Raw genomic sequence first — 20770 nt, forward strand, 5'->3', positions numbered from 1 at the left:
ATAGCGTTAGGTCACGCAAACCACTTAATTTTTAAAATTATTTCCAAAAAACTTTTTTTACTATTTACTAATTCGATCAAGTAACCATACCGAAGTTACTAAACCTAAAAAGTGGGCAAGAATGGTATTAGTGTTAGCTTGCACTATAAATATATCTATGGGCTGCACCAACCGATTAAAGCTATCAGGGTTAACAAAGGCAGTTTGTGGTTGAGATAGGGACTTGGCAACTAAAACCCCAACGATCGCTTCAGCCCCCAACAAGGTTATAAACATACCCACAAAACCAATAATTATGCCAATTTTTAATTGCTTAATAGTTTCAGCACGACTCGGTCGGTTGTCAGAAGTTCGCAGTTCCTTGGCAAGCATGGTATAGCGAAAATTCCAAAATATGCTTAAGTACACGGCAATCAAGCCTAAAAAGGCTAAAAATGTACCCGCACCAGTTCCAGGATTACTTTGGGCAGAGCCACCCGCACTCCGACTAATGATTGCAAACAGCAAAATCAAAGTGGAAATAACAGCTAGTACTGATTGTGCCCAAAAGCCAATCCATCCCGCCATATTCAGAGCGCGCACAACTTTTAATACATTTGTCGATAGAGAGGTATCATCTTCCTTTGCCATGTTATAACCCGATCTTGAACCCTAACAAAATTCGGAAATGTCTTCACCACATTCATCGGCTAAATATGATAGCGATCGAAAACGTAATCCAACTAATTGATCGTACAACGGATTGATCTGGCACATCGCAGGAATATGGACAAGTTTGCGCCCAAATAAAAATACATCTCGTTCAAAGGGACATTGAGCAGGTATAACCTTACATAAAACTCGAGCAACTCTGGAATCTTTAATATCTAAGTGATCTAACCAGTCTTTAATGGGATCAAGAAGGTGAGTATGATGCCCGTGATTTCCTTCTAGCTGGCTTCTCAGGTCTGACATAATATTTGACTCTTGATTTAGAGCAGTAGAAAATTCTTGAATTAATTGATGTTCATTATCGGAGTAATCACCATCCACCAAAGCTACCATTACTACAGTTCGTAGAAAATTTTGAGCTAGGTCTGGACTATTACCAAACACCGCAGCAACCTCCTTAGGAGTAATTGGTTCTAAGGTGGCAATGTGATTGTCTTTGAGTAAATCTTGAATTAGGTCTTGTTCTTTTTGGCTGTACTCATTATCTGCTAAAGCCACGGTCAGTAATCCTCTTAGCCATACTGATCGCTGTTCTTTAGTGAGTTCAGGATAAAAGTTGGACATATCTTACTTTGTGTCTTGTATCCTTGTGTCTTACACGATTCTAGAGGAATATACTTAATACTATTATACGAAAACTCTGGATATATCGATAAAGTTAATATGTTCTAAAGGATCATAGCTTAAAGTTAATATCTGATTAATCTTCATGGAGCTAGTTGTAAATAACTCAATCCTGTTCTTCAGATCAATTCTGGGATCAATTAGATAAGATCAATTAGAATAGATGCGGCTGTACAAGTGAATGATTTCTAAAGACTTCTATATATTTATCTATGCCCAAGCCCGATCAAAAAGTTACTATTAGTGCTGCTCTCCAGCGTCCCCAACGTCACAAAGCCTTACCTAAGCCCATTGCTCAGAATCTTGAGAGTGTTCTACAGCCAATTCCAGAAACATTAGCATTAGAAAAAGCTGAGATTCAGGAGCTAGCCTCGCCTGTACTAGAAGAATCAACCGCCTCTGATCAAATTCCAACTCAAATTTCTGATCAAGCTTCCAATAAAATTAAAGATTCAGTTAAAAGCACAACAGAAAGTCCTACTAAAAGTACCTTTGCAAAACCTAAGCTCAAACCTAAACTTAAAACTGACACAAGTGAGCAGGTAGTCCTAAATATAGAACCACAGATAGATTCCGAGGCAAAAGTTGATTTAAATAATGCTCAATCAAGCGATCTGCCCAGTGATTTATTAACGTCCCTCCCACTTACCAATAATGCAGATAGTCCGCTTAATTCAACTAATGCAGAAGTTATCGAAGAACCCATAGAAATTCAAAACTTGGAACTTGAGCAATTAGCTGATCCCGATCATCTTGATGAGCAGATTAATTTAGACCCAAATTCAGAGCTGAATCCAACTGCGATCGCTCAACAACATCAAGATCATAAGCAAGATCACAAAGCGCAAGAAGAAAGTTTACCAATATTTTGGTGCCAAGCCGTAGGACTAGTTGCAGGTAAATATGTACCCAGTGCCGAAGCTTTTTATAAAGGTGAATTGATCATAACTAATGGCTCAGCCTATAAAGCATACGTTTTAAGTAAGGCAATTAAGGCATTAGAAAAGAAGATTGATTTATCGTTAGAGCATCAGTTTGTGGTTTATCCCAAGACCAGTAAAATCCACGGGCTGCGCTTAGAAATTTTAGCGACTGATGTTTCTAGCAAGATCGAAGAGTTTGAAGATGGGCAGTTTAATATTCGCGGATTTATCACTAAAAAACTAGAAAAGCAATTGGAAAATTCTTTCTTAGTAGAAATTCAACGCCGACCAGAATATTTGCAACCGTCTCAAAACGATCGCTTTACCTTAAATGTTAAGGGTGATATTCCCCTAGAACTAGTTCAACAGTTTGTGTATTTGAAATGTCAATTAATTGGTGATGACTTAAAAGTTATTGACTATGAGCATTTAGCTTGCCCAGTTGTTACTAAGAGATTAACTACGGTGGAGAAGCCGATTCTAAAGCCTAAAGTCCCGAAACCTGAACTAGATTAGTTTCAGTTAAAAATTATGAGTAATTCTCCAACCTTCCTAGTTTCGGGCTTAATCTGGGGTATCACCAGGCAAAAATGGATCGGGAAAGTTCTTGTTGGCTGTGTTTGGGTGATCGTCTTAGGCGGAGAAAGTCTGCAAGCAGCACCGGATACAAATCCGATTATGCAGATGGGAATTATCCAACGATTTGGGGAAAATCCTCAAGATCAGATCACCCTTAAAGCAGTTCAGGGAGATAAGCTTAGTCTTACTTTTAAGTCAAATGATGGTAAATTCCAAACCATCCAAACCAATGAAGTCAGTATTAGTATATTTCAACAACCCTTAAGTAAGCCTCGCCTGGAAGAAAAAGTGATTTTGAGTAATCACCGTAGTTTTGAGAACGCCGCAGCTAGTGCTTACCGTTGGCGGGCTATGCGCATTCAAACTGAAATTGCTCAACCACGGCGCTGGCAAGTATGGGCAAAAAGAAGTATTTATGATGCTTTTCCCCTAAGTAGTCTTTTAACCTATTACTTAAAATTACAGGGTTACAACCTTGTGCAACTGGATCGTAAGGTAATTAAGCAAGAGCCATTGGTATCTTGGGTGGTTGGGGGCAATCGCTATAACCGAGATAGTTTAGATATTTCCAGTAATTTAGGTGTAATTGCTGTTAACCAAAGACGGTATGCGGGTACTTTAAGGCTGCAAAAAAATGCCCATCAAAGCTATACCCTTGTGAACCAAGTTCCTTTAGAGACCTATTTACGGGGAGTTGTCCCCCATGAAATTGGCTATAAGGCTCCATACCCTGCCATTGAAGCACAGGTAATTTTGGCACGCACCTACGCCCTTGCTAGTCGTCACCGCTTTGCTGTGGATGATTATCAGCTATGTTCTACAACCCAATGCCAAGTGTATCGAGGACTGGAGGAAACTAGTGAGTTGGCAGATCGGGCGATCGCTGATACTAAGGGACAGGTTTTAACTTTTAATAATAAAGTGATTGATGCTTTGTATTCCTCAACCACGGGTGGTATTACCGCTAACTATAATGACCTGTGGGATGGCAGAAAACGCCCTTACCTGACCTCAGTTTTAGATTCAGTCAATCCCTTTGATCCCAATAAGTTAGATTTATCCAGCGAAGATAATTTCCGTGCTTTCATTAAGCAAAAAGCTGGCTTTAATGAAGAAACTTGGTCTGCCTTTAGGTGGAGAGTCGAAAGTAGCATGGAGGAGATCAAAACTACAGTTCGGGAATTTTTGCGACTATCGGGAGACATGGACACTAAGTTTAATGAGATTAAGTCGTTACGGATTGTGCAGCGATCGCCCTCAGGGCGAGTCTTAAAAATTGAGGTGGAGACCGATACGAAAACTATTCTTTTAGAAAAAGATGAAATTATTGATGCTCTGTATGCTCCAAATAGCACATTTTTTTATATAGAACCTCTCTATGAGGAACCTAAGTCCGATCAGGCTCGGCGACGTAAAGTCGAAGTCACAAAAACGAGCCAGCCTAGTAATAATCCGATCAAAGGTTATGCGTTTATTGGTGGAGGGTTAGGACATGGGGTGGGTATGAGTCAAACTGGCTCCTATAATTTAGGTAAGTTGGGATGGTCTTATGAAAAGATTTTGAGCTTTTATTTTAAGGGAACTAAGTTGCAAACTCTTCGACCCGAATTCCTCTGGACACCCGCGGAATTGGCAGCCCAGTAAAGCTGAAACTCTTTTTTCTGGAATTAAACTTTAGAATTGAATTAAATCCAATTTAAATTAAAAATTAAATTAATAAGGACTCAAATTATGCGAACCCCACCCCGAGATGTCCAGATATTACCGATCGCTGCTGAGACTTTAGCTTTAAGGTGTCGTAGTTGGAATCGACTTAGGTTTGAGGTGGAATATGCCCTAGAACGGGGCACAACAGCTAATTCCTTTTTAATTCAGGGTGAAAAAACAGCTTTAATCGATCCACCAGGCGCAACATTTACGGAGATTTTCCTTGAGCAACTTCAAAATCGGTTGCCCATTGAGCAAATTGACTATGTAATTTTAGGGCATATAAATCCCAACCGTATAGAAACAGTTAAAGCCCTAGTAGCTCTGAACCCCAATATCACCTTTATCTGTAGCAATCCAGGGGCGATCGCCATTAGAAATATTCTGGAAAAATCCGATGCAGTGTCAGCACTCAAACTAACAACTGTGCGGGGTGATGAAATTTTAGAACTGGGTAAAGGTCATACTCTACAGTTTGTGACTACTTCTACGCCTAGGTATCCGGATGGGCTTTGTACCTTTGATCAAAAGACTCAAGTTTTATATACAGGTAAACTATTTGGTGCTCATATCTGCGGGGATCAACTATTTGATGAAGGTTGGTCAGCGTTATTAGAAGATCGCCGCTATTACTTTGACTGTGTATTGGCAAACCAGACCCGCCAGCTCGAAAGCATTATGGATAAGTTGGCAGAATTTACGGTCAGTTTTTATGCACCTGGTCATGGCACCATGTTGAAGTATGGACTTAGTCAACTCCTAATTTCCTATCGCCAGTGGGCTGAAGCGCAAAAGCAAAAAAATATCTCTGTGGCTTTAATCTATGCCTCTGCCTATGGGAATACAACGATTCTAGGACAAGCGATCGCCCGTGGGATTACAAAGGCAAATGTGGCAGTGGAACTAATTAATTGCGAATCCGCTACTCCAGAGGAAATTAAGGCAGCGATCGAAAAATCATCAGGCTTTATGATTGGTTCTCCAACCCTAGCTGGGCATTTACCTACTCAAGTACAAACGGCTTTGGGCTTAGTATTAGCAAATGCTCCCAAAGGTTCCTTGGCAGGGGTATTTGGCTCCTTTGGCTGGAGCGGTGAGGCGGTGGATATTATTGCTGACAAACTCAAAGATGCGGGATTTAGTCTGGGATTTGAGCCAATTCGAGTTAAATTTGCCCCCACAGAAACTACCTTACAAATGTGTGAAGAAACTGGTACGGACTTTGCCCAAGCCTTGAAAGCAGCCAAGAAGATTAGAAATACCCTCAATCCCGGTAGCTCCATTGAACAGGCAGTAGGAAGAGTTGTAGGTTCGCTGTGTGTGGCTACGGTACAAAAAGGAGATGTGCGAACGGCTATGCTTGCCTCTTGGGTGGCGCAGGCAACTTTTAACCCCCCCGGATTTACCATTGCTGTAGCTAAAGAACGGGCGATCGAATCCTATCTACATTTGGGTGATCGCTTTGTGTTAAATATCTTGGAGCAGGGTAAACAATTGCGAAAATATTTCCTGAAAAGGTTTGCCCCCGGGGAAGATCGATTTATTGATGTGGCGACCGAAACCGCACAGAACGGATCGCCAATTTTAACCGATGCCCTAGCATACCTAGAATGTAAAGTAGAGCAGCGTATGGAAGCGGGGGATCACTGGATTATTTATGCCGTAGTCGATCAGGGGAAAGTTTTACAAGCTAATGGGATTACTGCTGTGCATCACCGTAAGTCGGGTGGACATTATTAATTTAATTATTTATGGCTTGGTTATATCTAGTGTCTGCCTGTGGTTTTGAAGTAATCTTTGCGATTGCTCTGAAATATACCGATGGCTATTCTAAACTTCTCCCCAGTGCTATTGCTACCGCCTGTGCGATCGCCTCTGTTGCTAGCTTATCAAAGGTGCTTAATCAGATTCCTGTGGGAATTGCCTACTCAATCTGGACAGGGGTTGGTGTAGTTGGGACAAATCTTTTGGCAGTGGTACTTTTTCAGGAATCCCTTGATTTCAAAAAAGTATTTTTTATCGCTTTAATTCTAGGTGGAGTTTACGGGTTGTATGCCGTATCTGAGCCTTAGACTGACCGCTTAGTTTAGATAGAATTTCATCCCATAATATCCCTTATTGCTTGATTAACCAGAAACTTTTTGTCTAAATACATAGTTATGTAGCCCAACTTGTCAGTGAGAGCAGAATCGAAAACCACCAATAATGAAGGAAGGCAATAGATTATAAATTTGTACAGTAGCCCTGCCAGTTGCTTCTAAGTGTTACCCTACTACCAAGATGCATCAGCTAGCATCCTATCGTGGAGAATCACAAATGATAGTGCATCTAACAGTATCAAATACTTTATAGAAATTACTTCGCTTTCAAAACCTGTGAAAGCTCCATGCACCACGCCATGACGATTTATTGAAGATGTTGAATCAGGGATTTCCCAACTTTTTTTCCAAAAAGAACCGTCTTCAAGATAATCGAATATTGAATCAAGAATAGTCCTAGAAAAGCAAACTACTTTTCTTGAAAGTACAACATTTCTGAGCTGCTTTACGCAGTCTAAGTATCCATTTGGCGGATTTTTACCGCAAAGACGCAAGTAGTCTTTCACAATACCCTCAAACTGAGGTGCCAAGACGTAGATAGAACAAATATAATCCTTTTCAAGATGAGCTTTAATGGCTCTTTCTATGTACTGAATTCTATGCTCAAAAAACCTAGTTTCTTGCCAAAAAGCGATCCTTTTCCGCCAAAAATCATCGCTGTAAGCTTGATTCACAATTTCTAAGAAAGAATGATCATCTATATTTTGGTTCTGATGAATATATAATGCAGCATGTCTGTAGTAGCCAGGTGCAGGAATCCAGTTACTATTTATCAACACCTGAAGCTTCTCATGTGGATTGACTATATCTATAAATTCTTTGTTTTCTGCATACTTTAGGATTGGATAATTGAGAGTTGCTTTTTTCAGTTCTTCAATTTCCTCCTCCGATAGACCTAACTGATTCGCTCTACAATCAAAGAACATGTAATAATCTAGCAGAAAAGTTTGGCAAAGGAAGTATGCAGCAGGTTGCCCATCATATAGGGGTGGCACAATAAGGCATTCCTCTGGATCAATCTTGTTGAGAGTTAATGCTTCCCCTGCTTGCACTGCCTGATTAAATTTGACTTGTAAAGTTAAATTTATTTCGTTGTTGATCTCAACAATGGGTTGAATACTGCCATCCGACAATTGCCTTTGTATAGCTCTGAGCTCAAGTGGTAGTTCTTCTACTTTGACTGAACCCTTGTTAACTCTACCCTCAACTTCACGTACAACAAAAAGCCGAAGAATATCAGAGATTGATCTGTAGAAGAGTAAATTGTTATCCATAGTGGGTCTGGCTATACAGGCAAGTTTTTGGATTACTAGATTACAAAAACATACTTTACATTTTTTGTATTATACTGTAGTACAGTCAGATGAATTATTTTCCCTTATCTGGAAACTGCATAATACCAAATCCAAGAAACTAAGCTACAGATGATCTGACACAATATCTTGCAGTCTATTTATCTTTGAAAGATGTGTAGCCAAATCTTAAAGAATTGGTATTACTAAGTATTAGCAATTGATACCCGATCTGAGCCGAAATGGAAAATCTCGGCTGTCATTTCTGGCTTCTGTCCAAGATATTGCCAAGATCGGATGTTACTGTTACTCCTTTATGATTCCTCATTTTACCGCCCATCCCTTACCTTGGCAGATATTTGCTTATTTACAACTCTATTTCGATTTGATGTGTTTATTACAGTTTCAAAATTATCCCAACCTAGCAATTTATTTAAGAGATATCTATCAACTAAATGGAGTGGCTGATACCTGTTAATTAGAGTAAGTGAATCAAGACTATTTCGGTAATCTCTTTCCACTTAATCTAGTGGCATCATTCTTTCTACACAGGATGTCACTAATTTGTTAAAACCCTATTCCAGAGAAAAAGTTGGCAATCAATGATGAAACTTTTTATGCTTAGCTCTTTCTTTATAAATCTCCCCCGTATATGGCATTGCACCAACAACTGGATAGTCATCCTTTTGCGGACTAAAGACTTTTAGAACTCCATAGCTCAGAAATTCCATAACACTGGATAAAACTTTGACGAGTTTCATAATCAAGCCTCCTTAAGGAATTAATAGATTGTATCTATCTATACATTCTATTAATTCCCACATCCATTTGCACCGATTTAGTACTTAACTTAATCAATATTTGAATTATTTAACAATATCTAAATCCGACTCCTCAACATAATATGATCACATTACTTCCCAACCCTAGATCCCGATTTTAGACAAGGAGAAATGTATGCAGGAACAACTCAGTCCCGAAAAAATCCTACAAACAGGAATGGCATTTTGGGCATCAAAGACTTTATTGAGTGCTGTGGAATTGGGAGTTTTTACTGAACTAGCACAAACCCCAATGTCCTTTGATAATCTAAGTGGACGACTAGGATTACACCCTCGCTCAGCTAGAGATTTTCTTGATAGCCTTGTCGCACTTGGTTTTTTGACAAGAAAAGCTGATGTTTATAGCAACACACCAGAGACAGAAATTTTCCTCGATCGCCATAAACCCTCCTACATTGGTGGAATTTTAGAGATGGCTAACCATCGGCTTTACCCCTTTTGGGGACATCTTACCGAAGCACTGCGAACCGGCTTACCCCAAAGTGAAGCTAAAAATGGTGGAACTGGTCTATTTGAAACCCTCTATGCCGATCCAGCCAGATTAAAAGAGTTCCTAGCGGCAATGACTGGGGTTAGTCATGGTGCCAATATAACCATAGCCAATAACTTTCCTTGGGCAAACTATCAAACCTTCGTAGATGTTGGTACGGCTCAAGGCGATCTGGCTGTCCAAATTGTTCTCGCTCATCCTCATCTTCAAGGTGCGGGGTTTGATTTACCTGAAGTCGCCCCAATTTTTGAGGAATATGCTGCTATTAATGGTGTCACTGACAGGCTCAAGTTTATTGCAGGAGATTTTTTTACCCAAGAAATTCCTCAAGCCGATGTGGTGTTGATGGGACATATATTGCATGATTGGGATTTACCCACCAAAAAAATGTTGATTAAAAAAGCATACGAGGCAATTCCAGTGGGTGGGGCATTCATTGTGTATGAAGCAATTATTGATGATGATCGGTCAAAAAATGCCTTTGGCTTGATGATGAGTTTGAATATGCTGATTGAGACACCCGGCGGTTTTGACTATACTGGTAGTGACTGTGCAGCATGGATGAAAGAAGCTGGATTCTCGACAACTCGGGTAGACCATCTAGTGGGGGCTGACTCGATGGTAATTGCTATTAAGTAATAATGACTAAAGATTAGACGGTAATGTTACAAAGTTGTTGAGAGGAGATAAAGTAGAGTAATTAGATAAAGACAAAAAAGATGGTAACAGAAGCAATCAGATGCCCAACTTGTGGACAGACAGATATTTACCGTCATGGACATAGTGCCACAGGAAAAAAGCGATATATTTGCCGAAATGTAGAATGCACCCATTCATAATCGATTACACCAACAAAGGTTACTTGCCAAGTGTCAAAGAAAAAATAGTAGATATGGCAAGTGGAATACGAGACATAGGAAGGGGGTTAGGTATCAGTCCCACAACGGTAATTAGCGAATTAAAGAAAATGCTATTGACATAGAACCAGTTAACTACCCACTATTAGAGCAACTGGACACGAACAAACTAGATGTGGAGTTTTGTTGGCAGTAAAAAACAGCAAAGATGGCTATGGCACGCTATTGATCATGACACAGGTAAAGTTCTAGCGTATTAGCACCTCACCAAGATCATGCTTTGGTTTCGTTGATCAATCTATATGGCTCCTTTCGGTATCACTCGATTCTTCACAGATGCTTGGGGTGGCTATGAACGCATCCTCGACCCGACTACTCATGTAGTTAGCAAAGTATATACTCAGAAAATTGAGCGTAAACATTTAACTTTGAGAACTCGAATTAAACGATTGGCGAGAAAGACTATTTGTTTCTCTAAGTTGATTCTGATGCACGATATTGTAATCGATCTATTTATTAATCGGTATGAGTTTTCTATTCTTCTCTAATTTAATCTGTTCAACAACTTTGTAACACTACCACTTTAGCCAAGGAGTATTTCTTACATGAGTAACTTTGATAACATCGGTCAATTAATGTATTTGCCATTAGAAAAAATTGAATCGGAAATAGAATTTACTGAATCTGAGTTTATTCTGGAGGCAGCAGTCGAAGCTGTAAAGAATGCAAATGGACGCATTTGGATTCCTCTGATAGTTCAAGAGGTTGGGAGTAAATATAAGCTGATTAGCAATCCGTTTGTATATGCGGTGATGCTTAGGGCAAATTTAGAGAAAGCGTGGGCGATCCAGATCCCAAAAATATTGAACAGGCTAAAATTCTCTCAAAAGATATAACTCCCAAAATAAATCTTTCTACAGCCTCCCGAAGCGCAATTGAGTCTGGGTTAAGGTTTTTAGGAATTCCAGATACAACTGTAATTACAGCAACTAATAAAATTGAGGAAGCTGATAGAGAAACTTGGAAAGACCTTAGCCCCATAATCAAACTTAAATGTGGATTTACTACACAAGCGAAGTTAGAACCACTCAAAAAGGTCTTTTATGTTGTACCTCCTGTAGAGTTAGTTATCCCTGAGCCACCGAAAAAAGTAAGTATTAAGAAAGCTACTAGGGATCAAATTTTTGAGCGTCTTAACTATCTACATACTTACAAAATCGGAGGCCTTGGTAAAATCGATCCTGATCAGACTACTGATTCAATATTTAATGCCTATAAAACCAAATGGACGAGCTTAAATCCACTTTTGGAACTAGATTGTGGAATTGATACTAATAAATTGAAAGAACTTAAAAAACTAGACCTCTTGCTTGTGTATTTAAGAAGATAGTTTTAATTTCAGCTCATAATTATAGGTACCAGTAATCAAATTAAACCTTAGCCCAAAATGTTGTCTTCGATTGCGATACCTTCCAGATAATATTCTAAATATTTTTAGTTTCCTAAAAGTATGTTCAATAGCAATTCTCTCCCTAGCTAAAGTTCGATTAGATTGCTTTTGTTCTTTTGTTAAGTCTTTACCCCTTGGCTTTTTATCTGGGGTTTTACTATTTTTATGAAGCTTCTTTATCCGTTGATATCCTTTATCAGCAATTAACTCAATATCTTTACTGATATACATTCTACTTTTTTTGAATAATTTAAGGTCATGCTTTTTCCCTTTATCGAAATCGGTACAAATTATTTCTTTAGTATCTATGTTAATTACTACTTGTGCTTTTAACGTATGGTACTTTTGTTTCCAGTTGTAATAACCTTTTTGTTTTTTTTGGACGTTCAATTTCTACCTCAACTACATCTATTGCTACTGTTTTTATCTCTGTGTTATTTTGCTGTAATTTTCGTTGGGATGGCAAGGAAAACTCTCCTGATTCTATCAACATATTTTCAATTCTTTTCACTGTGCGACAAACTGCTGATTCACTGATGCCAAAGTCTCCTCCAATGTGAAATAGTGTTCGATATTCTCTGTGATAATCTAATGTTAGTAATATTTGGTCTGGTATTGATAGTTTTGCCCGCACTCCTGCACTGCCCCGTTTAGCTTTAGTAACTATTTTCACCATTTTTATAAATGTATCTTTTTGAACTCCACAATACCTATTGAACTCTTCTAATGGCTTTTTACTTAATTCAATGTAAAGCATTAACTGGTTTTCCTAAATTTTATACTTTTCTAATAGTTTCGCAAGAGGTCTACTATTTACTAAGTAATTTCACAATAAATCAATTTATAGACCAATATTGCTTAAGGACTTATCTAATATGGTCTTAGCTCAATCCTAGCCCCAACAATTAATGCTAAATGTGAGTGATGCCATTCTTCACGTTGGTCGCACGCAATTTGAGCATCTCTGCCAAACAAACCCTGATCTGCGCCTAGAGCTAACAAGTACAGGAGAATTAATTATCATGGCACCCGCAAGCTGGGAAAGTTCTAAACGAAATTTAAGTTTAAGCTCTCAAGTTTATCTTTGGAATCAACAAGACAAGCTTGGCGAGGCGTTTGACACTTCTGGAGGTTTTACTCTTCTGTCTGGGGCAGTGCGATCGCCTGATGTCACTTGGATTTCTAAGGCAAAATTAACTGCTCTTTCTCCTAAAGTTGCCTTTCCGTCTGTAGTTCCAGATTTTGTGATTGAGCTTTGGTCTAAAACAGATCACCTAAAAACTCTTCAAGAAAAAATGCTCGAATATCAAGAGAATGGCGTGCCTTTGGGGTGGTTGATTAATCCCGAAGATCGAGAAGTGGAAATATACCGCCTTGGTCAAGCTGTGGAAGTATTGAAAAATCCGACAGAAGTTAGTGGAGAAACAATACTGCCTGAATTTATATTAGACTTAACTACAATTTGGTAGAAATTAACTTCATGCATGAATTACCCCCCATTGGTGCCATTATCGACTCTGAGGTACTGTTAAATCGGCTCAAATATCAAGGACGAAAATATACATATCGGGTCGATCGCTTAAAACTACCCAATGGCAAAATTGGCGACTATGAATACATCCAGCATCCAGGGGCAGGTATTGCTATTCCGATTACTGCGGATGCTAAATTTGTGTTGGTTAAACAATATCGGTTTGCTATTTCCCGCTACATCCTTGAATTCCCCGCAGGTACCCTTGAACCCAACGAAGACCCCGCCGACACGATCAAACGAGAGCTAGAAGAAGAAACAGGTTTCCGTGGTCATACTTGGCAAAAACTTGGTTCTTTTTTCCTGTGTCCGGGCTATTCCGATGAAGTGATCCATGCCTATTTAGCTCAGGATTTAGAAAAATTGACACATCCCCCCGCTGCCGATGAAGATGAAGAAATCGAAGTTGTACTTTGCGATCGCCATGAATTAGAGCAGTTAATTAATTCTGGAGATATTGGTACCAGTTTAGATGCCAAGTCAATTACAGGCTTTTATCTAGCACTTAAATATCTTGATAACCTCTAAAATTTAGATACCGAAATAAATTAGATACTGGAAAGCCCATAACTCCCAATAATTTAAATAAATATGGATTTTAGTCAGGTTCACATTTGCGTTATTTTGGGAACCCGTCCCGAAGCCATTAAACTTGCTCCCGTCATTCAGGCTCTACGTCCAGAATTTAAAACCACCGTAATTTTGACTGGACAGCACAAGGAAATGGTAGCTCAGGTTATGGATTTATTTGATCTCCAAAGCGATCGCAACCTAGAGATCATGAAGCCCAAACAGACCTTAACCCAAATTACCTGCGGCACCCTCGAAGGCTTAGAGCAAGTATTTCAAGAAATTCATCCCGATCTAGTCTTGGTTCAAGGAGATACTACTACCGCCTTTGCTGCTGCCCTTGCTGCTTTTTATCATCGGATTCCCATTGGTCATGTGGAAGCAGGTTTACGCACCGATGACCTATTTAATCCCTATCCCGAAGAAGCTAATCGCCGCCTAGTTTCTCAGATTACGCAATTACATTTTGCTCCCACCCTCGCTGCTGTGGAAAACTTGAAACGAGATGGAGTTCGAGGCGGAATTTATCACACAGGAAATACGGTAATTGATGCCCTTTTATATGTTTCCAAGCGATCGCCCGCCTGTGATATTCCTAACTTAGATTGGACTTCAAACCGTGTCATCCTTGCTACCGTGCATCGCCGAGAAAATTGGGGAGAACCATTAACCCAAATAGCAAAAGCTTGGCTAGAAATATTAGCAAAGTTTGCCGATGTGTCCCTTGTTCTGCCTTTACACCTTAATCCCACTGTGCGAGAACCACTCAGGGCATTATTAGGTAATCATCCTCGAATTTTTCTGACTGAGCCGTTAAATTATGCCGAATTAGTCGGAGCAATGCAGCGTTGTTATTTAATTATGAGTGACTCTGGCGGCATTCAAGAAGAAGCGCCTAGTCTGGGTAAACCTGTACTTGTGCTTCGGGATAATACCGAACGTCCCGAAGCGATCGCCGCAGGTACTGCCAAATTAGTCGGGGTAGAAACCACAGGTATAGTGAAAGCAACCACAGAAATTCTGGAAAGCTCTGATTTGTATAATTCTATGGCAAGCAAATCTAATCCTTTTGGTGATGGACAGGCAAGTGAGAGAATTTTAAAAAGCCTCAAGGAATTCCTAGCTTAACTTATACACTTCCCAGCTTAACTTATACACTTTATGACAATGTACTTAATGAAACATTAAGAATCATTTTCTTATGCTACATCTTTAAAGTAACCACTCAACGGGAAAAATCATGAAAACTCTAGCACTCAGTCTCGCTACCTGTAGCACTATCTTCCTCTCCGCCACAGCTGCTCAAGCTGTTCAAATTTCAGGGTCATTTAGCTACAATTCATTTAATGTAACGACTCTGTTTCTTCCACCTCCTGACAATGTTCAAAATGTCGAAGCCGGGACTCTTAATTTCACCTATAGCACTACCACGAATACTGGAACTACTTCTGCTGTTGTTTTCTTCCCTTTACAGCCTATATCGGGTACGATTAAAACTGTTGATAGTACTTTTACCGCAACACCACTATTTGATAATTTTGTTGCCAACTTTTTAATAGCTGGCGCTGGTACACCTGGTGATCTAACTGACGATATAACTTTGAAATTCACCACTGATTTTAATGGTTTAACCTCTGGTGGTCCAGTAACATTTGATATTACAACTGAAGGATTAACTCCATTTGTGACTGGTTCAGGTACTATTAGTTCCTTTAGTCAAAGTAGCACCGCAGTTCCCTTTGAATTTTCTCCCGCCATTGGCTTGGTGGCTGTGGGTGGATTATTCGCTACTAAAAAGCTTCTCAAAAAAGCTACCCGTAAAGAGTTGCAGGGCTAGATTCCTCACCTTAATGTTTTTGCATTTTTAGTTGTGGCAGGGCTGATCTCAATTTGTTGTAACTAAAATTCCCAAGGTTAAGTAATGGTAATGGTAAACATTTTTAAATAAAGCTATTCTGATGTGGAAGATTTTTGAGATGTTCCAAGTAATTTTTAGTTAACAGGTGAGTTACAGGTTAAGTTATGAAATTTAAAACCTCTGCCCAGCAAATTTGCTATGACAAAATAGAACCTTGGGTTGCTGATATTTGTAAAGATCAATATATTCCCCCTAGCAATCTTCCTATTTTCATTGTACCTGTGGGTTCAGCAACTGCCATGATCGAGGTCTTACCTTGGGGTGAAACTGAATCGGTAATTTCGGCATGGTCGTATGTGGTAACTGGAGCAGATATTACGCCAGAATTAATGCGATTTTTATTAGAGCAGAACTTTGACCTTCAATTCGGGGCTTTTAGCTTGGATAAAGATGGAGATATTAGATTTCAAGCTAGTTTGGTTGGCTCTTCCTGTGATAAAAATGAATTAGAAACTTCAGTTAATGCAGTTTTAAAAGTTGCCGATGATTACGATGATCGCATTATTGAGACTTGGGGCGGTAAACGAGCAAGCGATCGCCTAGCTTAATTAAATAGGCTGTAGAGAGAAGCTACTAATGAGAAGTTTAAATTTCTTAGCTTTACTCCTATTGGCTAATTTGGGCGGGATTAATCAGGGAGCGATCGCCGCAATATTTCGCACAGAGGATAAAATTTATATTACAGACCTTAAACCCAAGGCTAAAGTTGAGATCACAGTTCAACGCATCACTTTTCGTAAACTAGTAGCCGATTCCTGTGGTGAAGTCAGTTTTGAGTCAACGACTATTCCCGCTTTGGTTTTGGTGGCAAACCAGATATTTACGCCTGCTAAATTTACCCTAGAGTCGAGCCGAGTATGCACAAAGGACTCTGTTAGGTCTGATCGCAGCTATAAAACCTCAGTTACTAGATTTGTATTGGCTGGGCTTAAGCCGCTAGAGACTCAATTGGTTAAAATTATTAAATCTGAAACTAAAACCTTAAAAACTAATAGATGCGGCTATGGAGCAATTCCTATTACTCAATCCCTAACTCCCTATGCCGACTCCTATGAAGATAATATTTATGCTGTAAATGGTAAGAAGCTCAAGGATTTACCAGAGCGAAAACCTCCAAAATGCTAAATCTATTTAAATCTAGAAAAGCAAGTTAAATCTAGAAAAGCAAGAAAATTTTAGACAGGAATATAGGGACTTGAGAATTTAATGCTTATCATAATAAATTCTAATATTGAGACAGATAAAACATAAGATAAACTTAATAAAAAATTCCAAGAAGTTATAGCACTTGCCATCGATATAAGCTCAAGCAGGAGAACACAATGCAAAAAACCCCTAATCAAATTTCAGGTCAGCCAATCGCTTGGATCGAACGTAATTTTGTGGTTCGAGCTTTGGAAACTGTACAAGACCTGATCGTGATTTCTTTATGTATTGGTTTATTCGGCGTAATGGTACTTCAGCTTAAGGAAATGTTTACCTCACTATTGTCGCCCTCAAATTTTCAGTTTCATGTCATCACAGCGGATATTTTATTTGTATTGATATTGGTGGAGTTATTTAGATTATTAATCATTTATTTACAAGAACATCGGGTTTCCATCGGGGTAGCTGTTGAGGTCTCGATCGTTTCAGTATTGAGGGAAATCATTGTCAGAGGGGTATTAGAAACTCCTTGGGTACAAATTCTTGTCACTGGTAGTTTTCTTTTGGTACTTGCAGTTTTACTTGTGGTTAGGGTCTGGATACCGCCGACTTTTGAGGGGATCGATCCTGAAACTCGCATTGCTCAGGCATATAACCTACATAACAACTTGCCAAATGAATTACCAAACAAAATAAACAAATAAATCTACTTGAATACTGATTAGTTACTGATTAACGGCTGATTAAGCGAGTCTAAGGATGTCAATAAGTTAAACTTTAGTAAGTTTTCATCAGTCTTCTAAAGTAATTATGACTAATTGCCCTGTCCCCAATGAACAGCAACCCCTAAATGAATATTTAGCTTTGAAAGAAGCCTTTGTATTTCGTTGGGCTACCTTAAATATTGGAGCGTATATTAGGGTGTTAATTCTAATTTGGGCAGGCTGGTGGATCGTCTCGGCACCTATTTCCGCAGTCAGTTTTTCCCCAAGTCGGCATTTACCAGAGTTTTTATGTTTAGGAGCGATCGGGGCAACGGTGGGGCTATTTCTGCCTTTAGTGCAAATGTTGTTGGGGTGGAGATATGTGAAAAATCGGCTCCAAAGTACAAAAGTACTCTATGAGGAGTCGGGCTGGTACGATGGTCAAAGTTGGGAAAAGCCAGAATCAGAATTGCTTAAGGATCGTTTGGTGGTAAATTACGAAGTCCAACCCATAGTCAATAAAATTAAGTTAACCCTAGTGAGTACGATCGCTCTATTAGGGATGCAAATTGCTATATTACAGGTGCTGCTTTACTAGGTTGGTTATGCCCTCTCCCAAAGATGTGCCGATTGCGCGGCGAGTTAATCATATTTCTCCTCCTCCCAAGCGGGTTAAAAATAAGTGGGGCAGAATTATATTCCTAATTTTTCTGGTAATTTTTGTGGCGATCGCGGCGGTAGTTATCTCCACCATAGTTTTAAATATTAAATCACCTCAATCTGAGCCGATACCAATTGTTGAGGTTACGCCTATCCCTAACGCAGTTCCCACTCCCACTGATAACAAACTTCTAGGGCATTTTGCCTATACCGAGGCACCATTAGATAGCTTGGAAGTGGTAGCGATCGCCCCCGATGGTCATGAAATTAAGCTGCGTCATGCTGCTGCGGAAAAGTATAGACAAATGGTGTCCGATGCCAAGGCTAGTGGGATAGAACTTATGGCAATTTCCGGATTTCGCAGTATTGAAGATCAACGCCAATTATTTTTTGAAATTAGTCGTGAGCGTAATCAAACACCCGCCCAACGCGCCAAAGTTAGTGCGCCTCCCGGTCACAGTGAACACCACACAGGTTATGCCATTGATATTGGCGATCGCAACACGCCTAGTACCATTCTCAATCCCGCTTTCAATCGGACAGATGCTTTTAGATGGCTCCAAAAAAATGCGTCTAAGTATAGTTTTGAGTTGTCATTCCCTGAAAATAATTCCCAAGGGGTAATGTACGAGCCTTGGCACTGGCGATTTGTGGGCGATGATCAAAGTCTTAGTACCTTTTATAAACATACCAACTAGTCATGGGTGAAACTGCTGTTAATTTATTGGCGATCGCAATTTTTACAATTACGATGACAGCACTCACAAGCCCACTTACAGGAATTTCCCCTTTTATTCCCACAGGTATAACTGTCTTTTGTTTAGCAATCTATGCTTTAGATAATGCGTACCAAGAAGGTAAAGGCGGTGCCGCAATTATTAGCTGGATTGAATCTAAGTTCCCCAACCATAAAGAGAAACAAGCCAGAATTTTGTACCATGAAGCAGGACATTTTCTAGTTGCCCATCTCTTAGGCATAAAAGTTGTGGGCTATAAGCTCAAGCCTCAAGCGGGGGTAGAGGTGGATAACTCCACTGTTGGTTTAAATACCCTAGAACGCTACTGCACAATTTGGATGGCGGGGATTGCGGCAGAGGAATACTTGTACCAGAATGCTAATGGTGGTGATGATGATTTATTAAAACTACGGGCAGCGATCGCCCACACTCCCAATCCCGGACTAGAAGAACGATGGGCAAAGGTCAGGGCAAGGAATTTAATTAGAGCTAATAAGGAAGCTTTTGCAGCTTTAGTGGGCAAAATGCAGGAGGAAGCACCAGTAGAAGCATGTTATCAAGTAATTGATGCCCTAGCCATACGAGAGCTTTAATTTGAGCTTTTAATTTAACGAGCAGTACCTACTAGAGTAGATGCTTTATTGGCAGTGATCACTTGGTCGTAATATCCCTGTAATTGCCGTGTGGCATTAGTCCATCCCCATTTTTCAGCCTCGGCACGGGCATTTTGACGGAGTAAGTCCTGAGGGTTTGCTAATAATCTTTGGGTTGCCCTTAATAAACTATCTTGAGCTTGGGAATCAAATAGATAACCATTCACGCCATCGGTGACAATATCGGGAATTCCCCCAGAATTTGCGGCGACGACGGGACAACCTGCTGCCATCGCTTCTAAGAGAACCAGCCCTAGGGTTTCAGTGCGCGAAGGAAACATAAACACATCACTGGAGGCAAACGCAGCGGCAAGCTCTTCCCCCTGTAAATAACCAACAAAGTGGGTTTTAGTTCCTGCAAAGATTTTTTCTAGTTCCGCCCGATAGGGACCATCGCCAACCAAAGCCAAGCGACTGTTAGGGATTGCTTCTAGCACTGGCAGAATTTGGGTAATTTCCTTTTCCGCAGACAACCTGCCCACATACAGCATTAATGTGCAGTCTTCATGTCCTTGACTGAGGTGCGATCGCATTTTCCCACTTTTAAACCTAGGATGAAATCTATCCGTATCCACACCTTTTTGCCATAAATCCACCCGTTCAATGCCGTGCGATCGCAGTTCTGCAACCATCGCATTAGAAGTACAAAGATTTAAACCCGCATTATTATGGGCAGTTTTTAGCAACTCCCACATGGTACTTTCCAAAAAACCCAGTCCGTAGTGCTGAAGATATTGAGGTAGATGGGTATGGTAGGAGGCAAGTAAGGGTAAGTTCATGGATTTAGCAAAAAATAGCCCTGCTAAACCTAGAACCACAGGATTAACAACATGGACTATATCAGGGGCAAACTGCTCAATTTCATAGCCAATAGAGGGTCGAGGTAGTGCCACCTTTAGCTCTGGGTATAAAGGCAGGGGAAACCCAGAGACTCCATAGACCTTGGCACCAGCATATTCAGTGATCCCACCATCGGGAGCAAAAACTATTACCTCATCACCTAATTTTACTAACTCGGCAACGGTATGCTTGAGACGTGTGACAATTCCATCAACTTTAGGTAGGAAGGTTTCTGTAAAAATAGCTACTTTTCGCATTGAAATCCAAAAACACAAGGTATCTTTGGAATCTAATCATGCCATATTATGTAATCTGGTTTACTAAATTTATGTAATTTGTTCTACTAAAAATCTAGTGATATATTGCAATTTTCAGTTAAATGTGGCAGAGAGAAAATACTAAAAATAAGTTAGGTGTTAGTGCTGCCACCCTTTTTT

General features: G+C 39.8%; 25 protein-coding genes and 1 pseudogene. 20 read left to right on the top strand and 6 right to left on the bottom strand.

Translation table 11 applies throughout. From position 1 onward, the window contains the following. Window positions 1–60: 60 nt before the first annotated feature. The gene (locus SYN7502_RS07850; protein ID WP_015168313.1) at window positions 61–630 is read right to left on the bottom strand and encodes a DUF3611 family protein; all 570 of its coding nucleotides are present in this window, start codon (window positions 628–630) and stop codon (window positions 61–63) included. 21 nt (window positions 631–651) lie between these two features. After that, complete coding sequence (locus SYN7502_RS07855) at window positions 652–1275, bottom strand: Mo-dependent nitrogenase C-terminal domain-containing protein (RefSeq protein ID WP_015168314.1); 624 nt, start codon at window positions 1273–1275, stop codon at window positions 652–654. Window positions 1276–1547: 272 nt separating this feature from the next. Here SYN7502_RS07855 and SYN7502_RS07860 point away from each other — a divergent pair, with 272 nt between their 5' ends. The 4 genes from SYN7502_RS07860 to SYN7502_RS07875 all read left to right on the top strand — a co-directional run bounded on the left by SYN7502_RS07860 (window position 1548) and on the right by SYN7502_RS07875 (window position 6616). Next, window positions 1548–2774, top strand: coding sequence for a hypothetical protein (locus SYN7502_RS07860; protein WP_015168315.1), 1227 nt, complete (start codon window positions 1548–1550; stop codon window positions 2772–2774). Window positions 2775–2789: 15 nt separating this feature from the next. Next, a complete protein-coding gene (locus tag SYN7502_RS07865; protein ID WP_015168316.1) occupies window positions 2790–4481 on the top strand; it encodes a SpoIID/LytB domain-containing protein in 1692 nt (563 codons plus the stop codon). Between the two features lie 87 nt (window positions 4482–4568). After that, window positions 4569–6284: a diflavin flavoprotein gene (locus SYN7502_RS07870; protein WP_015168317.1), complete on the top strand. Its 1716-nt coding sequence runs from the start codon at window positions 4569–4571 to the stop codon at window positions 6282–6284. Window positions 6285–6295: 11 nt separating this feature from the next. Next, window positions 6296–6616 carry a DMT family transporter gene (locus SYN7502_RS07875; protein ID WP_015168318.1) on the top strand — a complete coding sequence of 107 codons (321 nt, stop codon included), beginning with the start codon at window positions 6296–6298 and terminating at the stop codon, window positions 6614–6616. Window positions 6617–6816: 200 nt separating this feature from the next. On the opposite strand, the gene SYN7502_RS07880 is transcribed toward SYN7502_RS07875, so the two are convergent. Beyond that, entirely contained in the window at window positions 6817–7917 is a 1101-nt protein-coding gene (locus SYN7502_RS07880; protein ID WP_015168319.1) for a hypothetical protein, read from the bottom strand. Window positions 7918–8251: 334 nt separating this feature from the next. Here SYN7502_RS07880 and SYN7502_RS20540 point away from each other — a divergent pair, with 334 nt between their 5' ends. Then, a complete protein-coding gene (locus tag SYN7502_RS20540; protein WP_210391336.1) occupies window positions 8252–8413 on the top strand; it encodes a hypothetical protein in 162 nt (53 codons plus the stop codon). Between the two features lie 121 nt (window positions 8414–8534). Here SYN7502_RS20540 and SYN7502_RS19700 read toward each other — a convergent pair whose 3' ends face one another. After that, window positions 8535–8696, bottom strand: a complete 162-nt coding sequence (locus tag SYN7502_RS19700; protein ID WP_015168320.1) for a hypothetical protein — start codon at window positions 8694–8696, stop codon at window positions 8535–8537. 196 nt (window positions 8697–8892) lie between these two features. On the opposite strand from SYN7502_RS19700, the gene SYN7502_RS07885 reads away from it, so the two are divergent. The 5 genes and pseudogenes from SYN7502_RS07885 to SYN7502_RS07895 all read left to right on the top strand — a co-directional run bounded on the left by SYN7502_RS07885 (window position 8893) and on the right by SYN7502_RS07895 (window position 11514). After that, window positions 8893–9906 carry a methyltransferase gene (locus SYN7502_RS07885; RefSeq protein WP_015168321.1) on the top strand — a complete coding sequence of 338 codons (1014 nt, stop codon included), beginning with the start codon at window positions 8893–8895 and terminating at the stop codon, window positions 9904–9906. An 80-nt stretch (window positions 9907–9986) separates the two neighbouring features. After that, window positions 9987–10106 (top strand): IS1 family transposase, encoded by a 120-nt coding sequence (locus SYN7502_RS21380; RefSeq protein WP_371257815.1) that lies wholly within the window; start codon window positions 9987–9989, stop codon window positions 10104–10106. A 191-nt stretch (window positions 10107–10297) separates the two neighbouring features. Next, window positions 10298–10672, top strand: a pseudogene (locus tag SYN7502_RS21385) (IS1 family transposase). A gap of 57 nt (window positions 10673–10729) precedes the next feature. Then, window positions 10730–11020, top strand: a complete 291-nt coding sequence (locus tag SYN7502_RS18245) for a hypothetical protein (RefSeq protein WP_051023597.1) — start codon at window positions 10730–10732, stop codon at window positions 11018–11020. Continuing rightward, window positions 10963–11514, top strand: coding sequence for a hypothetical protein (locus SYN7502_RS07895; protein WP_051023598.1), 552 nt, complete (start codon window positions 10963–10965; stop codon window positions 11512–11514). Before SYN7502_RS18245 ends, SYN7502_RS07895 begins: the two co-directional genes overlap by 58 nt. Here the strand turns inward: SYN7502_RS07895 and SYN7502_RS07900 are convergent. After that, window positions 11503–12331 (bottom strand): IS5 family transposase gene (locus tag SYN7502_RS07900; protein ID WP_144050186.1). Its coding sequence is split into 2 segments (ribosomal slippage): window positions 11503–11947 and window positions 11946–12331, totalling 831 coding nucleotides; the frame shifts between segments, so codons are not numbered across the junction. The genes SYN7502_RS07895 and SYN7502_RS07900 overlap by 12 nt on opposite strands. Before the next feature lie 151 nt (window positions 12332–12482). Between SYN7502_RS07900 and SYN7502_RS07905 the strand changes: the two genes are divergently transcribed. From SYN7502_RS07905 to SYN7502_RS07950, 10 genes are all read left to right on the top strand, one after another. Continuing rightward, window positions 12483–13043 (top strand): Uma2 family endonuclease, encoded by a 561-nt coding sequence (locus tag SYN7502_RS07905; RefSeq protein ID WP_015168322.1) that lies wholly within the window; start codon window positions 12483–12485, stop codon window positions 13041–13043. 11 nt (window positions 13044–13054) lie between these two features. Continuing rightward, window positions 13055–13633 carry an NUDIX hydrolase gene (locus tag SYN7502_RS07910; protein ID WP_015168323.1) on the top strand — a complete coding sequence of 193 codons (579 nt, stop codon included), beginning with the start codon at window positions 13055–13057 and terminating at the stop codon, window positions 13631–13633. A 63-nt stretch (window positions 13634–13696) separates the two neighbouring features. Next, complete coding sequence (gene wecB, locus SYN7502_RS07915; protein ID WP_015168324.1) at window positions 13697–14803, top strand: non-hydrolyzing UDP-N-acetylglucosamine 2-epimerase; 1107 nt, start codon at window positions 13697–13699, stop codon at window positions 14801–14803. Between the two features lie 112 nt (window positions 14804–14915). Further along, window positions 14916–15512, top strand: a complete 597-nt coding sequence (locus SYN7502_RS07920) for a PFE-CTERM domain-containing protein (protein ID WP_015168325.1) — start codon at window positions 14916–14918, stop codon at window positions 15510–15512. Between the two features lie 185 nt (window positions 15513–15697). Continuing rightward, complete coding sequence (locus SYN7502_RS07925; protein ID WP_015168326.1) at window positions 15698–16141, top strand: T3SS (YopN, CesT) and YbjN peptide-binding chaperone 1; 444 nt, start codon at window positions 15698–15700, stop codon at window positions 16139–16141. 28 nt (window positions 16142–16169) lie between these two features. After that, window positions 16170–16718, top strand: a complete 549-nt coding sequence (locus SYN7502_RS07930) for a hypothetical protein (RefSeq protein ID WP_015168327.1) — start codon at window positions 16170–16172, stop codon at window positions 16716–16718. A 197-nt stretch (window positions 16719–16915) separates the two neighbouring features. Further along, on the top strand, window positions 16916–17443 hold the full coding sequence (locus SYN7502_RS07935) for a phosphate-starvation-inducible PsiE family protein (RefSeq protein WP_015168328.1): 528 nt from the start codon (window positions 16916–16918) through the stop codon (window positions 17441–17443). Window positions 17444–17549: 106 nt separating this feature from the next. Continuing rightward, a complete protein-coding gene (locus tag SYN7502_RS07940) occupies window positions 17550–18041 on the top strand; it encodes a CGLD27 family protein (protein ID WP_015168329.1) in 492 nt (163 codons plus the stop codon). Between the two features lie 7 nt (window positions 18042–18048). After that, on the top strand, window positions 18049–18801 hold the full coding sequence (locus tag SYN7502_RS07945) for a M15 family metallopeptidase (RefSeq protein WP_015168330.1): 753 nt from the start codon (window positions 18049–18051) through the stop codon (window positions 18799–18801). A 2-nt stretch (window positions 18802–18803) separates the two neighbouring features. After that, on the top strand, window positions 18804–19433 hold the full coding sequence (locus tag SYN7502_RS07950) for a hypothetical protein (protein WP_015168331.1): 630 nt from the start codon (window positions 18804–18806) through the stop codon (window positions 19431–19433). A 14-nt stretch (window positions 19434–19447) separates the two neighbouring features. Here SYN7502_RS07950 and SYN7502_RS07955 read toward each other — a convergent pair whose 3' ends face one another. Then, the gene (locus tag SYN7502_RS07955) at window positions 19448–20590 is read right to left on the bottom strand and encodes a glycosyltransferase (RefSeq protein WP_015168332.1); all 1143 of its coding nucleotides are present in this window, start codon (window positions 20588–20590) and stop codon (window positions 19448–19450) included. Window positions 20591–20770: the final 180 nt, after the last annotated feature.

Origin of the sequence: Synechococcus sp. PCC 7502 (assembly GCF_000317085.1) — a bacterium.
In the GTDB taxonomy this organism is placed as follows: domain Bacteria; phylum Cyanobacteriota; class Cyanobacteriia; order Pseudanabaenales; family Pseudanabaenaceae; genus PCC-7502.

Excerpts from the sequence above, each read along its gene's own strand:
- SYN7502_RS07905 (WP_015168322.1), top strand. The coding sequence starts at position 12,483 with ATGCTAAATGTGAGTGATGCCATTCTTCACGTTGGTCGCACGCAATTT.
- SYN7502_RS07940 (WP_015168329.1), top strand. The coding sequence starts at position 17,550 with ATGACTAATTGCCCTGTCCCCAATGAACAGCAACCCCTAAATGAATAT.
- SYN7502_RS07885 (WP_015168321.1), top strand. The coding sequence starts at position 8,893 with ATGCAGGAACAACTCAGTCCCGAAAAAATCCTACAAACAGGAATGGCA.
- SYN7502_RS07870 (WP_015168317.1), top strand. The coding sequence starts at position 4,569 with ATGCGAACCCCACCCCGAGATGTCCAGATATTACCGATCGCTGCTGAG.
- SYN7502_RS07925 (WP_015168326.1), top strand. The coding sequence starts at position 15,698 with ATGAAATTTAAAACCTCTGCCCAGCAAATTTGCTATGACAAAATAGAA.
- SYN7502_RS07860 (WP_015168315.1), top strand. The coding sequence starts at position 1,548 with ATGCCCAAGCCCGATCAAAAAGTTACTATTAGTGCTGCTCTCCAGCGT.
- SYN7502_RS07850 (WP_015168313.1), bottom strand. The coding sequence starts at position 630 with ATGGCAAAGGAAGATGATACCTCTCTATCGACAAATGTATTAAAAGTT.
- SYN7502_RS07955 (WP_015168332.1), bottom strand. The coding sequence starts at position 20,590 with ATGCGAAAAGTAGCTATTTTTACAGAAACCTTCCTACCTAAAGTTGAT.
- wecB (WP_015168324.1), top strand. The coding sequence starts at position 13,697 with ATGGATTTTAGTCAGGTTCACATTTGCGTTATTTTGGGAACCCGTCCC.
- SYN7502_RS07875 (WP_015168318.1), top strand. The coding sequence starts at position 6,296 with ATGGCTTGGTTATATCTAGTGTCTGCCTGTGGTTTTGAAGTAATCTTT.
- SYN7502_RS19700 (WP_015168320.1), bottom strand. The coding sequence starts at position 8,696 with ATGAAACTCGTCAAAGTTTTATCCAGTGTTATGGAATTTCTGAGCTAT.
- SYN7502_RS07930 (WP_015168327.1), top strand. The coding sequence starts at position 16,170 with ATGAGAAGTTTAAATTTCTTAGCTTTACTCCTATTGGCTAATTTGGGC.
- SYN7502_RS20540 (WP_210391336.1), top strand. The coding sequence starts at position 8,252 with ATGATTCCTCATTTTACCGCCCATCCCTTACCTTGGCAGATATTTGCT.
- SYN7502_RS07950 (WP_015168331.1), top strand. The coding sequence starts at position 18,804 with ATGGGTGAAACTGCTGTTAATTTATTGGCGATCGCAATTTTTACAATT.
- SYN7502_RS07910 (WP_015168323.1), top strand. The coding sequence starts at position 13,055 with ATGCATGAATTACCCCCCATTGGTGCCATTATCGACTCTGAGGTACTG.
- SYN7502_RS07945 (WP_015168330.1), top strand. The coding sequence starts at position 18,049 with ATGCCCTCTCCCAAAGATGTGCCGATTGCGCGGCGAGTTAATCATATT.
- SYN7502_RS07935 (WP_015168328.1), top strand. The coding sequence starts at position 16,916 with ATGCAAAAAACCCCTAATCAAATTTCAGGTCAGCCAATCGCTTGGATC.
- SYN7502_RS07855 (WP_015168314.1), bottom strand. The coding sequence starts at position 1,275 with ATGTCCAACTTTTATCCTGAACTCACTAAAGAACAGCGATCAGTATGG.
- SYN7502_RS07920 (WP_015168325.1), top strand. The coding sequence starts at position 14,916 with ATGAAAACTCTAGCACTCAGTCTCGCTACCTGTAGCACTATCTTCCTC.
- SYN7502_RS18245 (WP_051023597.1), top strand. The coding sequence starts at position 10,730 with ATGAGTAACTTTGATAACATCGGTCAATTAATGTATTTGCCATTAGAA.
- SYN7502_RS07880 (WP_015168319.1), bottom strand. The coding sequence starts at position 7,917 with ATGGATAACAATTTACTCTTCTACAGATCAATCTCTGATATTCTTCGG.
- SYN7502_RS07865 (WP_015168316.1), top strand. The coding sequence starts at position 2,790 with ATGAGTAATTCTCCAACCTTCCTAGTTTCGGGCTTAATCTGGGGTATC.
- SYN7502_RS21380 (WP_371257815.1), top strand. The coding sequence starts at position 9,987 with ATGGTAACAGAAGCAATCAGATGCCCAACTTGTGGACAGACAGATATT.